This window comes from Streptomyces phaeoluteigriseus, from assembly GCF_001896135.2.
GTDB lineage: Bacteria > Actinomycetota > Actinomycetes > Streptomycetales > Streptomycetaceae > Streptomyces > Streptomyces phaeoluteigriseus.
In genome coordinates this window covers 45397-58831 of record NZ_MPOH02000017.1, presented here as the reverse complement: position 1 = coordinate 58831, position 13435 = coordinate 45397, and the positions used below count along the sequence as shown (strand labels likewise).

Annotated in this window: 12 protein-coding genes and 2 pseudogenes; 6 read left to right on the top strand and 8 right to left on the bottom strand. The window is 70.4% G+C overall.

Annotated features, from left to right (window positions below):
• Window positions 1-112: 112 nt before the first annotated feature.
• Complete coding sequence (locus BM536_RS27675; RefSeq protein ID WP_073498354.1) at window positions 113-1090, top strand: pirin family protein; 978 nt, start codon at window positions 113-115, stop codon at window positions 1088-1090.
• 614 nt (window positions 1091-1704) lie between these two features.
• Here the strand turns inward: BM536_RS27675 and BM536_RS27670 are convergent.
• Window positions 1705-3863: pseudogene (locus BM536_RS27670) on the bottom strand (SpoIIE family protein phosphatase).
• Window positions 3864-4024: 161 nt separating this feature from the next.
• On the opposite strand from BM536_RS27670, the gene aspS reads away from it, so the two are divergent.
• The 3 genes from aspS (at window position 4025) to BM536_RS27650 (ending at window position 8172) form a co-directional block, all read left to right on the top strand.
• Window positions 4025-5788, top strand: coding sequence for an aspartate--tRNA ligase (gene aspS / locus BM536_RS27665; protein ID WP_073493833.1), 1764 nt, complete (start codon window positions 4025-4027; stop codon window positions 5786-5788).
• A 177-nt stretch (window positions 5789-5965) separates the two neighbouring features.
• Entirely contained in the window at window positions 5966-6346 is a 381-nt protein-coding gene (locus tag BM536_RS27660; RefSeq protein WP_073493830.1) for a hypothetical protein, read from the top strand.
• Window positions 6347-6828: 482 nt separating this feature from the next.
• Complete coding sequence (locus tag BM536_RS27650; RefSeq protein WP_073493826.1) at window positions 6829-8172, top strand: pectate lyase family protein; 1344 nt, start codon at window positions 6829-6831, stop codon at window positions 8170-8172.
• 207 nt (window positions 8173-8379) lie between these two features.
• Here BM536_RS27650 and BM536_RS44990 read toward each other — a convergent pair.
• The 5 genes and pseudogenes from BM536_RS44990 to BM536_RS27630 form a co-directional block, all read right to left on the bottom strand.
• A pseudogene (locus tag BM536_RS44990) lies at window positions 8380-8436 on the bottom strand (pentapeptide repeat-containing protein); the annotation flags it as partial.
• Between the two features lie 211 nt (window positions 8437-8647).
• A complete protein-coding gene (locus BM536_RS27645) occupies window positions 8648-8953 on the bottom strand; it encodes a helix-turn-helix domain-containing protein (protein ID WP_073493824.1) in 306 nt (101 codons plus the stop codon).
• Window positions 8950-9327, bottom strand: a complete 378-nt coding sequence (locus BM536_RS27640) for a type II toxin-antitoxin system RelE/ParE family toxin (protein ID WP_073493842.1) — start codon at window positions 9325-9327, stop codon at window positions 8950-8952. Before BM536_RS27640 ends, BM536_RS27645 begins: the two co-directional genes overlap by 4 nt.
• A gap of 132 nt (window positions 9328-9459) precedes the next feature.
• The gene (locus BM536_RS27635; protein ID WP_094103659.1) at window positions 9460-10368 is read right to left on the bottom strand and encodes a helix-turn-helix domain-containing protein; all 909 of its coding nucleotides are present in this window, start codon (window positions 10366-10368) and stop codon (window positions 9460-9462) included.
• 306 nt (window positions 10369-10674) lie between these two features.
• Complete coding sequence (locus BM536_RS27630; RefSeq protein ID WP_094103658.1) at window positions 10675-11106, bottom strand: ATP-binding protein; 432 nt, start codon at window positions 11104-11106, stop codon at window positions 10675-10677.
• Between the two features lie 154 nt (window positions 11107-11260).
• Here BM536_RS27630 and BM536_RS27625 point away from each other — a divergent pair, with 154 nt between their 5' ends.
• Together BM536_RS27625 and BM536_RS27620 are read left to right on the top strand one after the other, a co-directional pair.
• The gene (locus tag BM536_RS27625; RefSeq protein WP_073493818.1) at window positions 11261-12136 is read left to right on the top strand and encodes a helix-turn-helix domain-containing protein; all 876 of its coding nucleotides are present in this window, start codon (window positions 11261-11263) and stop codon (window positions 12134-12136) included.
• The gene (locus BM536_RS27620) at window positions 12133-12342 is read left to right on the top strand and encodes a DUF397 domain-containing protein (RefSeq protein WP_073493816.1); all 210 of its coding nucleotides are present in this window, start codon (window positions 12133-12135) and stop codon (window positions 12340-12342) included. The genes BM536_RS27625 and BM536_RS27620 overlap by 4 nt, the downstream gene beginning before the upstream one ends.
• A 147-nt stretch (window positions 12343-12489) precedes the next feature.
• Here the strand turns inward: BM536_RS27620 and BM536_RS27615 are convergent, their stop codons facing one another.
• Window positions 12490-12855 (bottom strand): PH domain-containing protein, encoded by a 366-nt coding sequence (locus BM536_RS27615; protein WP_073493815.1) that lies wholly within the window; start codon window positions 12853-12855, stop codon window positions 12490-12492.
• Window positions 12856-12937: 82 nt separating this feature from the next.
• Complete coding sequence (locus BM536_RS27610) at window positions 12938-13420, bottom strand: hypothetical protein (protein ID WP_073493813.1); 483 nt, start codon at window positions 13418-13420, stop codon at window positions 12938-12940.
• Between the last annotated feature and the right edge of the window lie 15 nt (window positions 13421-13435).

Genomic DNA, 13435 nt, shown 5'->3' with positions numbered 1-13435 from the left:
CCCAGAAGGCGCGGGCCCGGAGGGAATGTCCTCCGGGTCCGCGTCGTTACGGGTGGCAGAAAGTTCAACGCTCAACTAAAGTGGGACGCACGCCGCCCAAGGAGGTACGGACATGCCTGCAGTGACCGTCGAGAACCCGTTGACCCTGCCCCGCGTGACCGCACAGGCCGACGCCGTGGCACGTCCCGTGCTCACGGTGACGACCGCGCCGAGCGGCTTCGAGGGCGAGGGCTTCCCGGTGCGCCGGGCCTTCGCGGGGATCAACTACCGTCACCTCGACCCGTTCATCATGATGGACCAGATGGGCGAGGTGGAGTACGCGCCCGGGGAGCCGAAGGGCACCCCGTGGCACCCCCACCGCGGCTTCGAGACCGTCACCTACATCATCGACGGGATCTTCGACCACCAGGACAGCCAGGGCGGCGGCGGCACCATCACCAACGGCGACACCCAGTGGATGACGGCCGGTTCCGGTCTCCTCCACATCGAGGCGCCGCCGGAGCAGCTCGTCATGTCCGGCGGTCTCTTCCACGGCCTCCAGCTGTGGGTGAACCTCCCGGCGAAGGACAAGATGATGGCGCCCAGGTACCAGGACATCAGGGGCGGCAACGTCCAGCTGCTCGCCAGCCCCGACGGCGGCGCGCTGCTGCGTGTCATCGCGGGTGAGCTGGACGGCCACGCGGGCCCGGGTATCACCCACACGCCGATCACCATGATCCACGCGACACTCGCGCCGGGCGCGGAGATCACCCTGCCGTGGCGGGAGGACTTCAACGGCCTCGCGTACGTCATGGCGGGCAAGGGCTCGGTCGGCGCGGAGCGCCGCCCGGTCCACCTCGGCCAGACCGCCGTCTTCGGAGCGGGCTCCTCCCTGACCGTCCGCGCGGACGAGCGGCAGGACTCCCACACCCCGGACATGGAGGTCGTCCTCCTCGGCGGCCGGCCGATCCGCGAGCCGATGGCCCACTACGGCCCGTTCGTCATGAACACCCGCGACGAACTCCAGCAGGCGTTCGACGACTTCCAGAAGGGCCGGCTGGGCACGATCCCGGCGGTCCACGGAATGTCGGAGAGCGGCCCGCAGGCCTGAGACTCCGGCTGACGCAGGACAAAGGCCCGAGCCGCGACCGCACCTCGCGACTTCGGGCCTTTGTCGTGCGGTCCGGACCTGCGCCGTGCCGCCGGCGGGGGCGGGCTGTACGGCGGCCGGATCGCGTTCCGATGACGGGGCGGCAGACGGCCGGCCCCGCGCCCAGGACAACGCGCTGGAGGGGCATGCGCCCCAGCCGATGATCCAGAGCCGGACGGTGCAGATGCGTCCGGCGGTTGCGTCCGGCGGTGGTGATGCTCGCGATCACGGCGGGGCGTCGTTTCGGGGGCGTCGGTCGCCGGGATCCTCGGCATGCTGCTCGACGCAGCGCTGACCGCGACGGCGTTCGGTGTGCGGCACGCGCCGCGGGGGCGTTACGCCGCGCCCGGTGCCGCGTCCGGCGCCGCAACGGGCCCCGCGTCCGGTGCTACGCCTGGCCCCGCGCCCGGTGCTACGCCCGGCCCCGCAACCGGTGCTACGCCCGGCCCCGCAACCGGCGCCGCAACCGGCTCCGCACCCGGCGCTGCGCCCGGTGCCGTGCCTCGTGCCGCAACCGGCGCTGCGCCCGGCGCCGCGCCTCATGCCGCGCCCGTCGCCGCGCCCGGCCCCGCTTCCTATGCCGCCGACTCCGGCTCGCCGGGCAGCTCGCCGGACTCGGTCGGCTCGTAGAGCTCGAACCAGATGGTCTTGCCCTCGCCGCGCGGGGACACCCCCCACTCGTCGGCGAGCAGTTCGGTCAGGACGAGGCCGCGTCCGGACGAGGCCAGTTCGCCGGGCCGGCGCTTGTGGGGCAGGGAGTCGCTGGTGTCGGTGACCTCGATCCGCATCCGGCGTTCGCCGGGGTCGCCGGACACCTCCGCCACCAGCAGCGCGTCGTCGTCGGTGTGCACGAGGACGTTGGTCAGCATCTCGGAGACCAGGAGGACGGCCGAGTCGACCTGATCGTCGCTGGGCCAGTCGTGCAGCAGCTCGCGGAGTTGCGCGCGGGCCTCGGCGATCCGCTCGGGTTCGGCCTGCGCGATGGTCAGCATGGAGCGCCGTACGGCCGGGCGGGCCGGTGCGGCGCCCAGCCCTCCGCAGCCCGCGCCGCCGTGGCGGCAGACGAGGAGGAGGGCGATGTCTCCTCGCGGCGGTCGGCCAGCGGACCGGTGGTGTGGTGCGAGGACGGCCCGTGGACAGCCTGGACGAGTGCGTCCGCCAGCTCCTCCAGGCCGCCGTCGTGCTTCTCCAGGATCTTGCGCAGGCGCCGCCAGCCGGTGTCGAGGTCGTGTCCGCCCGTCTCCAGCAGGCCGTCGGTGCACAGCATCAGCGCCTCGCCGGGTTCCAGGGTGAGGCGGGTGGTGGGGTAGTCGGAGTCCGGGTCGATGCCGAGGGGGAGTCCGCCGGCGGTGGCGTGGACGAGGACCGTGCCGTCGGCCATCCGGATCGCCGGGTCGAGGTGCCCGGCGCGGGCGGTTTCCAGGACGCCGGTGACGGGGTCGACCTCGATGTACAGGCAGGTCGCGAAGCGCAGGGCGGCGTGGGCGTTGACGTCCCCGGTGTGGGTGAGGCCGTACAGGAAGCGGGAGGCGCGGGAGAGGACGGCGTCGGGGCCGTGGCCCTCGGAGGCGTACGCCCGCAGGGCGATGCGGAGCTGGCCCATGAGGCCGGCCGCCCGCACGTCGTGACCCTGGACGTCCCCGATGACCAGCGCGAACCGTTTGTTCGGCAGCGGGATCATGTCGTACCAGTCGCCGCCGACCTGGAGGCCGCCGCCGGTCGGTATGTAGCGGGCGGCGAGGGTCATGCCGGGGATCTCGGGGCCGAGCGTGGGCAGCATGGAGCGTTGCAGCCCGTCCGTCAGCTCGCGCTGGGTCTCGGCGGCGCCGGCCCGGGTGAGGGCCTGGGCGAGCATGCGGGCCACGGTGGTGAGCACGGACCGCTCGTCGGGGGTGAACGCGACAGGATAGGTGAAGCCGGCCATCCAGGCGCCCATGGTCCGCCCGGCCACCGTCAGCGGCAGGAACGCCCAGGAGTGGCGGCCGAACTGCGCGGCGAGCGGCCAGGTGAGGGGGTAGCGGGACTTGTAGTGCTCGGGCGAGGAGAGATAGACGGCCCGGCCGGTGCGGACGACCTCCGCCGCCGGATAGTCCGTCTGGAGCGACATCTCGGTGAAGGGGTTCTCGTCGCCGGGCTGCTGTCCGTGGTGTCCGATGATCGTCAGCCGGTCGCCCTCCACGCCGAACACGGCGAGCCCGTCCGGCGAGAAGCCCGGCATCGACAGGTTGGCCGCGACCCGCAGCACCTCCTCCGTGGACCGGGCCTCCGCCAGCGCCCGCCCCGCGTCCAGCAGGAACGCCTCGCGGGAGCGCCGCCAGTCGCCGGTGACGGCACTACGGCCGGCCGGGGTGCCCGGCGAGGGCTCGGTGACCTCCTGGAGGGTGCCGATCAGCTCGTACGCCTTCCTGACCGGGTCGAAGGACGGCTTGGATCGGCTGCGGACGACCCGGACGATCCGTCCGTGCTCGTCCATGATCCGGATGCGGACCTCGGCGAGGGTGCCCTCGGCGACGGCCAGCTGGACCACGCCGGTGATCTCGTTCCAGTCGACGGGGTGCAGCCGGGCCCGGGTCTGGGCCTCGGTGAGGACAGCACCCTCGGCGGGCAGCCCGAGCAGCCGGGCCGCCTCGGCATCGACCGTGACCAGGCCGGTGGAGGTGTCCCAGTGCCACAGGCCGGTCGCGAGGGAGGCCAGGACATCCCCCACGGCGGGCAGAGGCTCGCCAGTGCGCATTGCCCTACTTTAAGAACAGACGATCGAAGAGTGCCACTGATCGCCGGGTTCGTAGTGGTGGGGGCCGATCAATGGTGGGAGCCGATCATGGCTGGCCCGGTACCCTGGGGGTTGTTTCACGTGAAACATGCCCCCGATCCGCGAAGACTGGATGAACGACGATGCATCGGTACAGGTCCCACACCTGCGGCGAGCTCCGCGCCTCTGACGTCGGCACCGACGTCCGGCTGAGCGGCTGGCTGCACAATCGGCGCGACCTGGGCGGCATCCTCTTCATCGATCTGCGCGATCACTACGGCATCACGCAGCTCGTCGCCCGTCCCGGCACGCCCGCGTACGAGGCCCTCGACAAGCTGACCAAGGAGTCGACGGTCCGCGTCGACGGCAAGGTCGTCTCCCGCGGCACCGAGAACGTCAACGCGGACCTGCCCACCGGTGAGGTCGAGGTCGAGGTCGGCGAGGTCGAGCTGCTGGGCGCCGCCCAGCCGCTGCCCTTCACGATCAACACCGAGGACGGGGTCAACGAGGAGCGGCGTCTGGAGTACCGCTTCCTCGACCTGCGCCGCGAGCGCATGCATCGCAACATCATGCTGCGTACGGCGGTCATCTCGGCGATCCGTCACAAGATGGTGGCGCTCGGCTTCAACGAGATGGCGACCCCGATCCTGACCGCGACCTCCCCCGAGGGCGCGCGCGACTTCGTGGTCCCCTCGCGCCTCCACCCGGGCCGTTTCTACGCCCTTCCGCAGGCGCCGCAGCAGTTCAAGCAGCTGCTGATGATCTCCGGCTTCGACCGCTACTTCCAGATCGCCCCCTGCTTCCGCGACGAGGACGCCCGCGCGGACCGTTCGCCGGGCGAGTTCTACCAGCTCGACGTCGAGATGAGCTTCGTCGAGCAGGAGGACGTCTTCCAGCCGATCGAGAAGCTCATGACCGAGCTGTTCACGGAGTTCGGCGGCGACCGTGAGGTCACCTCGCCGTTCCCGCGGATCCCGTTCCGCGAGTCGATGCTGAAGTACGGCTCCGACAAGCCGGACCTGCGCGCCCGGCTGGAGCTGGTCGACATCACCGACATCTTCGAGGGCTCGGAGTTCAAGGCCTTCGCCGGCAAGCACGTGCGCGCGCTGCCGGTGCCGGACGTCTCGGCGCAGCCCCGCAAGTTCTTCGACCAGCTCGGTGACTACGCCGTCTCGCAGGGTGCCAAGGGCCTGGCCTGGGTCCGCGTCGCCGAGGACGGCTCGCTGTCCGGCCCGATCGCGAAGTTCCTCACCGAGGACAACGTGGCCGAGCTGACGAAGCGGCTGTCGCTGGCCGCCGGTCACGCGGTGTTCTTCGGCGCGGGCGAGTTCGACGAGGTCTCGAAGATCATGGGCGCGGTGCGCGTCGAGGCCGCCAAGCGGGCCGGCCACTTCGAGGAGAACGTCTTCCGCTTCTGCTGGATCGTCGACTTCCCGATGTACGAGAAGGACGAGGAGACCGGCAGGATCGACTTCTCGCACAACCCGTTCTCGATGCCGCAGGGTGGCATGGACGCCCTGGAGAACCAGGACCCGCTGGACATCCTGGCCTGGCAGTACGACATCGTCTGCAACGGCGTCGAGCTGTCCTCCGGCGCGATCCGGAACCACGAGCCGGACATCATGCTCAAGGCCTTCAACATCGCGGGCTACGACGACGAGACCGTGGAACGCGAGTTCGCCGGCATGCTGCGCGCGCTCCGCTTCGGCGCCCCGCCGCACGGTGGCATCGCCCCCGGTGTCGACCGCATCGTCATGCTCCTCGCGGACGAGCCGAACATCCGCGAGACGATCGCCTTCCCGCTCAACGGCAACGCCCAGGACCTGATGATGGGCGCGCCGACGGAGCTGGAGGAGGCGCGGCTGCGTGAGCTGCACCTGACGGTGCGCAAGCCGCAGCCGAAGTAGACGGAGTGAAGTGAGGTGAGTGGCCCGGAACCGACATCGGTTCCGGGCCACTTCGCGATTCCCGGGCCCCCTGGCAGGGAGACCCCACCGGCGCCCCACAGGAATCCCGGGGCGCCTCCACAGCGAGGAGGCGTCTCATGGGGGCGCGGGGTCGGTGGGCGGAGGAGGAAGCCAGGCATGGGGTTCATGGTCGTGTTGTCGGTGCTGCTGATGCTCGGCGCGGTCGGCGGGGTGGTCGCCCGGCGCCGCTCGCGACGCGAACGCCCCCCGTCCGGCCTGGACGCGGAGGCCGAGGCCAACGAGTGGCTCGTACGGCTGGGGGGAGGCCTGGTTCCGCCGGACGTGCGGGCCTGGGCGGGGGCCGATGAGGACACGGCACGGGCGCTGACCAGCGCGGCGGACTGCCATCGCGCGGCACGGGCACGACTGGCGACGGCCCGTACGGCGGCGGAGTACGCGGAGGTGACGCGGACGGCGCGGGAAGGGCTGGACCATCTGCGCAGAGCGCGGGCCGGGCTGGGCAGGGAGACGGCGTCGGCGTCACCGGCGGCGGGCTGAGGGCGGGCGGAACCACGGACGGGTGGTACGAACGCAGGTGCGCGTGGCCGTACGACCCGAGGTGCCGTGGCGGAGCCGGACTCGGATGACCCGGCCGAGCCCGTAGCCCTCCGGCAGGACCATGTCCGGCCGGGTGAGGCCGACGGGGGCGGCGGTAGAGACACGCCCCCCGGCGGAGACGGTCGTGCCGAAGCCAAGCGGTCCGCCGTCTCGGAGGCGTCCGGCACGTTCGCCGTGTCCGGGTCGGGGGAGTACGACCCCGCGCCGAGGGCTTAGTCGGGCGCCCCGACCACGATGTCGGCGGGACCGTCCCGGTCGAGGTCGGCGGACCGCGGTGGCCTCGGCGGGACGGCGTGCTGACAGGGCTGATCCGCGTGTGGCGGAGGGGGCTGGAGAAAAAACTCTGACGGCGCGGCAACTCTTCACGTCACGGCGACCACTGACAGGGCGTAACCCCGCTCCTCCCCTGTAAGGATCCCTCCGTGGCAGCTCCCTCCCACCGTCGGTCCCTCCGCTCGCGCCGCACCCTCGTCGTCACCGCCGCCGTCGTGGCCGCGGGTGTCGGTGCCGGTGTCGTCGTGATGAACGCCAGCGCCGGGACCGTCGACCTGTACCACCAGACGCTCGCCGCCAAGGACGGCTGGGCGTCCTCCGGTACGGGCACCACCGGTGGCACGAAGGCCGACGCCGCTCACACCTTCACCGTCTCCACCCGCGCCCAGCTCGTGAAGGCGCTCGGTTCCGCGACCGACACCACGCCTCGGATCATCAAGGTCAAGGGCACCATCGACGCCAACACCGACGACGCGGGCAAGAAGCTGACCTGCGCCGACTACGCGGCCGGCACCGGTTACTCGCTGGCGGCCTACCTCAAGGCCTACGACCCGGCCACCTACGGCCGCTCCAAGCTGCCGTCCGGCACGCAGGAGACGGCGCGCGCCGCCGCCCAGTCCAAGCAGGCCAAGAACATCGTCTTCAGGGTGCCCGCCAACACGACGATCGTGGGCGTCCCCGGGACCGGCGCGGGCCTCACCGGAGCCATGCTCCAGGTGCAGAGCGTGGACAACGTCATCGTCCGCAACATGACCTTCGCCGCCACCGAGGACTGCTTCCCGCAGTGGGACCCGACCGACGGTGACGACGGCAACTGGAACTCCAACTACGACTCGGTCACCCTGCGCGGCGCGACCCACGTGTGGGTGGACCACAACACGTTCACCGACGCGCCCCACCTGGACAGTGCCAACCCGAAGTACTACGGCCGCGAGTTCCAGATCCACGACGGCTCCCTCGACATCACCAAGGGCTCCGACCTGGTGACCGTCTCGCACAACCAGTTCACCAACCACGACAAGACGATGCTGATCGGCAGCAGCGACACCGACAGCGTCGGCAAGCTGCGCGTCTCCATCCACCACAACGTGTGGAAGGGCATCATCCAGCGCGCCCCGCTGGCCCGCATCGGCCAGATCCACATCTACAACAACTACTACGACGTCACGCCCCTCAACGGCTACGCGACGCAGTACAGCATCAACTCCCGCGCCAAGGCCCAGGTCGTCGCGGAGAACAACTACTGGAAGCTCCCGTCCGGCGCGAAGGCCGCCAAGCTCCTCAGCGGCGACGGCACCGGCTCGGTCAAGGGTTCCGGCAACCTGGTCAACGGCACGACGACCGACCTCGTCGCCGCCTACAACGCCGCCTCCTCCAAGGACCTGAAGACCACGGTCAACTGGACCCCGACCCTCACGACGGGCCTGGAGACCTCGGCGAAGAACCTGCCGACGTCGCTGGCCACGACGGCGGGTGCGGGCGTGCTCAAGTAGCAGCCACCTCGCGCGGGGCCCGGAGGACACACGTCCTCCGGGCCCCGGTGCGTCAGCGGCCGTGGGCCGAGGCTCACTCCAGGTCCGCCTCCTCCCAGAAAGCGGCGCGGATGTCGACACCGTCGAGCAGCGCGTCGGTAGGTCGGCGTCGATGAGGACGGTGCGGGTGACGGTCGCCGCCGGCAGCTCCGGATCGGTCTCCTTCCCGAGATCGGCGCCTGTGAGGTCGACCCCCTTCAGGTCGGCGCCCGTCAGGTCGGCCCGAGGACGTCGGCAAGGCCACCGAGGCTTGGCGGCGCGGGCTGGAGGTGGCGGTGAAAGGGGATCTGGAACCCCGTGGAACGGGTGTGCGGATGCGCCGCGTGGAGGCGTTCGCGATGTTCCAGGAGTAGACGAGTAGACGGGAGCGGAGTCCGGCTTCCCGGGCCGGGACGGGGCCGAGCACCGCGTGGAGGGGAGGCCCGTCTTCTTTCCGTCAGGCCGCCTCGGAGGTGAAGGTCACCGAAAGACCGCTGTGGGGTGCGATGTCCAGGTGCAGGGTGGAGTCGAGGGCCGTGGCCAGACGCTCCAGGAGGGGGATGGTGGGAGTGGAACCCCCGTGCTCCAGGCGTGAGACGGCGGCCTGCGTCATACCGGCTCGCGCGGCGAGCTGGGTTTGAGTCATGCCCAGGGAGGTACGGCGATCACGGACGGCCTTGCCGAACAGGTAGGCGCGGCGGGCCTCCTGGTACCCCTCCTGCGCCCGGTCGGCGTCGGTGATGTCCCAGCGGGTGTGGCTCATGGTGTGGCCTCCGGGAAGCGGTCGTAGACGGTGTGGGCGGGCGGGTGCCGGGCTTCGCATTCCTTCTGGGCGGTGAGAGCGCGCTGCACCTCGACTGTTTCCTGGCGCTGTGTCTTGGCGAAGACGGTGAGGAACACGATGCGCCGGTCGGGTGCGAGCCAGTAGGTGACGCGCCAGTGCCGCTGCTCGAGCCGGAACCGCAGTTCTCGCACCTTGCCGCCGAGGTGACGGCTGTAGGGCTCGTCGAGTACGCCGTCGAAGTCGGCGAGGAGGTCGGCGTAGAACATCACGCGGCCGTGTTCGTGCGGCGTCAGCGAGTCCAGCCATTTCTCCACCTCGGGTTCGAGTTCGACGGTGTACCGCGAACCCGGCATGTACTCCACGGTATATATCCTCATTGGTATAGGCAAGGCGGGGGCGGACGGCGTGAGGAGCCTTCCGAGGTCCTGGGAGGTGCGGTGTCACGACGCTCGGGGCGGTACGCGTCCTTCTGCCGGGGCGGCTCCTTAGTCCTCGGCAGGTCCCGAAGGCTGCTCCGTCGGTGTGCATCCCTGGCAATGGCGTGGATCGGGGCCGCGGTAGCCGAGGTCGCAGGTGTCGCAGATGCGCAGGGGGTGACGGACGGGTGGTGGCGGCTCGGGCGCTCGGTAGGGCGGGAGGGGCGGCAGCTTGGCCGTCAGGCGGTGGGCCAGGAAGGCGGCGGGTCGGACCAGGGGTTCCAGGGGCAGGTCGTCGGCCAGGGCCTTGCGTACGGCGGTGGGGGTGAGGTCGCGTTCCAGCCAGGCGGCGACGCCGGGGGCGAGGTGCTCGGCGTCGGTGGCCGAGAGCAGCAGGCGGGGGTCCTCACGGCGCAGGCCGGCGAGGACGTCGGTGGCCGTCTGGAGGAGGGCGGGGGAGCTGTACGAGGGTTTCGGTACGGCGGGGAGGGCCGCGCGGCGCGGGGGTTTTCGCTGCGGGGCGGCGGCCGCGCGGTGGGCCGGGGGCTCGGTCGCCTCGCCCGCTCCGGACGTGGCGTCGCGTCGGCCCGGCTGGTTGCAGGAGACGGTGCGGGTGACGATGCGGCCGGTCGGGGTGCGTTCGCGGGTGCGGCGCAGGTAGCCGTGGGTTTCGAGTTCGCGCAGGGCGGCGGCGATCCTGGTCGGGCCTTCCGGGAAGCGGGCGGCCAGGGTCTTGATGTCGATGGCGGCGCCGGTGGGGAGGGACTGGATGTGACAGGCCAGTCCGATCGCCAGGAGCGACAGGTCCGGGTGCTGGGCGAGGTGGTTGCCGAGCACCGTGAAGCGGGTGGAGTGGCGGGTGTTGTCGTGGGTGACGCCGCCGGGGTGCCCCTTGGCGCGGGCGTGCCGGTAGGGGTGGTTTTTCCCGCCGATACGGGACTGGGCGTGCGGGCGCACGCTAGTGTTTTGGGTGTCCATCGGGAAGGGGCTTCTTCCTTGGTGGTCAGGCCCTCGCATCGGGATTGCCGTCCCGGCGAGGGCCGTTCCATGTCTGGGGCATGTCTGGGGTTGTTGTGCCGTGTCGTGCTGCGCTGAGCGTAGGGCAGGCAACCGGTCACAAATCCAGTTCAGTTGGTGATGATCACTCGGGCGAGTGAGGGTGCGCCGTGGGCGGGAGGGGTGGGGCTTGGTGGGGTTTCTTTCTCTCTCGTGGTCCTTGGAAAAGACGGCCGACGCACCGGAACCCACGCGGCCGGGTTCCGGTGCCGGTGACGTTTCCGCTGGTCAGACTGGCGGTAGATCGAGTTCTGCCCATACGGTCTTGCGGGGGACCGGTCCGAGCTTCACGCCCCAGCGGTCGGCGAGGGCCTCGACGAGAAGCAGGCCGCGTCCGGACTCGGCGTCGGGGGTGGGCCGTTGGCGGTGCGGGAGGTCGCCCCCGCGAGTGTCCGTGACCTCGATGCGGAAAGTCGTGCCGCGGGCCAGGAGGACGAGGCGGAAGTCGCGTCCAGGGAGCCGGCCGTGGGTGGCCGCGTTCGTGGCGAGTTCGGCGACGAGGTGTTCGGCGGCCTCGGCGACGCGGTGGGGCAGGTCCCGGTCGCGCATCCAGTCCGTGGCGAGCAACCGGGCGAGGCGGGCACCGCGGGGCGTGGGTGACAGGAGCACGCTGAAGTGATCGGCGGGCGGGAGAAGTTGGGTGGACTTTTCGCTGTTCACGTGACCGAGCGTGGCCGCACGTGCTTACCGTGAACAGTGACAGCGCTGATACGTAGGGTGACTGTCCGGAGGTTGTCGGCCGCTGTCCGGACCGTCGGAAACGGGCCTACGGGTACAGGCGTTACGGCACGGCGGTACGACAGAGGGGTGCGGTATGTCGGTGGACGGCGAGGCGGTACGGCTCCGGACCGAGGCGGACGAGCCGGGGTGGGAGGTGGACCCGGACGACGAGTGGGGCGTGGCCGTACTCGCGACGGTGGGTCGGCAGTTGAGGCTGCGTCGGGAGGCGGTGGGGATGCGGGCCGCCGACTTCGCGGTGGCGGTCGGGTACGGGGAGGACCTGGTCTACAAGGTCGAGGGCGGGAAACGGATTCCTCGGCAGGAGTACCTGGACAAGGCCGACGAGGTGTTGGGTGCGGGCGGGCTCGTTGCGGCGGCCTGGGAGGACGTGAAGAGGGTCCGGTATCCGAAGAAGGTTCGGGAGCTGGGGAAGCTGGAGGCCAAGGCGGTCGAGATCGGGGTGTACGAGTGCAGCATCATTGCGGGGCTCTTGCAGACACCCGAACACGCACGGGCCCTGATCCAGGCAGCGCAGCCGCCGTACTCACCAGATGACGTGGACCGCATGGTTGCGGCTCGGTTGGCCCGTCAGTCGGTCTTCGAACGCGATCCTGCGCCGTCGATCCACTTCGTGCTGGAAGAGGCACCGCTGCGTCGACAGGTTGGGGGCACAATGGTGTGGCGACAGCAGCTCGAACACCTGCTGGAGGTTGGGCGGTTGCACAACGTCACACTCCAGGTGATGCCGACGAACACCGAGGCCCATCCAGGACTGGACGGCAGGATCGAGCTGCTGAAGTTCCCGGACGGTACGGCGGTGGGGCGTTCCGATGGCGCGTTCAGCGGACGGCCAATCACCGATCCAAAGCAACTGCGCATCCTTGAGCTGCGGTATGGCACCATCCGGGCGCAGGCTCTCTCACCGCGGGAGTCGCTGGCCTTCATCGAGCAACTGCTGGGAGAGACATGATCCGCAAGGAATCTGCCGGGGACGCCTCCGAACTGGTGTGGTTCAAGAGCAGCTACAGCGGCGGCACGGACGGCAACTCCTGCGTCGAGCTTGCTCTCACCCCCGGCACCGTGCACGTCCGCGACTCCAAGAACGTCGACGGTCCCCGTCTGGGGCTCACGCCCGGCGCGTGGGCCGACTTCGTGACCTACGCCTCGGAACACTGAGCCAGCAACGGCACGCGCCCCGCACCTGGTTGGCACGAGGCCGCCCTTCAAGGCGGTCGTAAAAGTCCAGGTGCGGAGGGGCGGTGGCATCCGGGTATGCCTGGCGCGCCCGGACCAACGGATGGAACAGCCCCCGGGCGGGCCCGGCTACTGCGTGACGAACTGCGTCAGGATCGCCTGCACCTCGTAGATGTCCACGCCCTTGGTGAACGTCTTCTGGATCGGGGTCGGCGTGCCCGACACCCAGATCTTCAGTTCGGCGTCGAGGTCGAAGGTGCCCGCGGTCTCGACCGCGAAGTGGGTGATGCTGCGGTACGGGACGGAGTGGTACTCCACCTTCTTCCCGGTGATGCCCTGCTTGTCGACCAGCAGCAGCCGCCGGTCGGTGAACAGGATCGTGTCCCGGATCAGCAGATACGCGGCATGCACCCGCTCCCCCTGCCCGAGCAGCCGCGCGTAGTCCTGCTGGGCCGTACCCGGGTCGATGGTGTGCGCGTTGCCGAACACCGCCATGGAGATCCCCCTGTGTCGTCGGTGTCGCAGAGGGGGACGCCGTCGAGGTGTGGACAGTTGCGCGGCGCGGGTGGCTGCCCCGTCAGGTGTCGTAGGTGCCGTCCCACGGGGCACCGAAGCCGAGCTGGTCCGGGTACAGCTCCGCCCAGTCCTCGTCGTCCTCCTCGTCCTTGCGGATCACGAGTCCGAACAGGACGTTCTCGTGGGTGAGCTGGAAGGGGCGGACGGCGATGTCCGTGTACGAGCGGCGGGGCAGGCTGCGCAGGAGGGTGGCCAGGCGGGCGCGGGCCCGGTGGAGGACCGAGTCGTCGCCGTGGGGGTTGCTCTGCTGCTGCGCCCACGTGCCGGCGCACCAGATGTCCGAGTTCCGGTAGCGGCCCTCGGCGTCGAAGGTGTGAAGCACGGTGTAGAGACGTTTGTGTTCTTCCCAGCCGTCGTCGAGACGGAAGCCCTGCGGGAACGCGTATGTGACCGATGCGAGGAACTGACCGTCCGCGTACCGACCGATGGACTCGGTGCGGTGCTTCGGCTCGTAGGCGATCGGAATGACCTCGGGGACTGCCATGGCGGAAACCATACG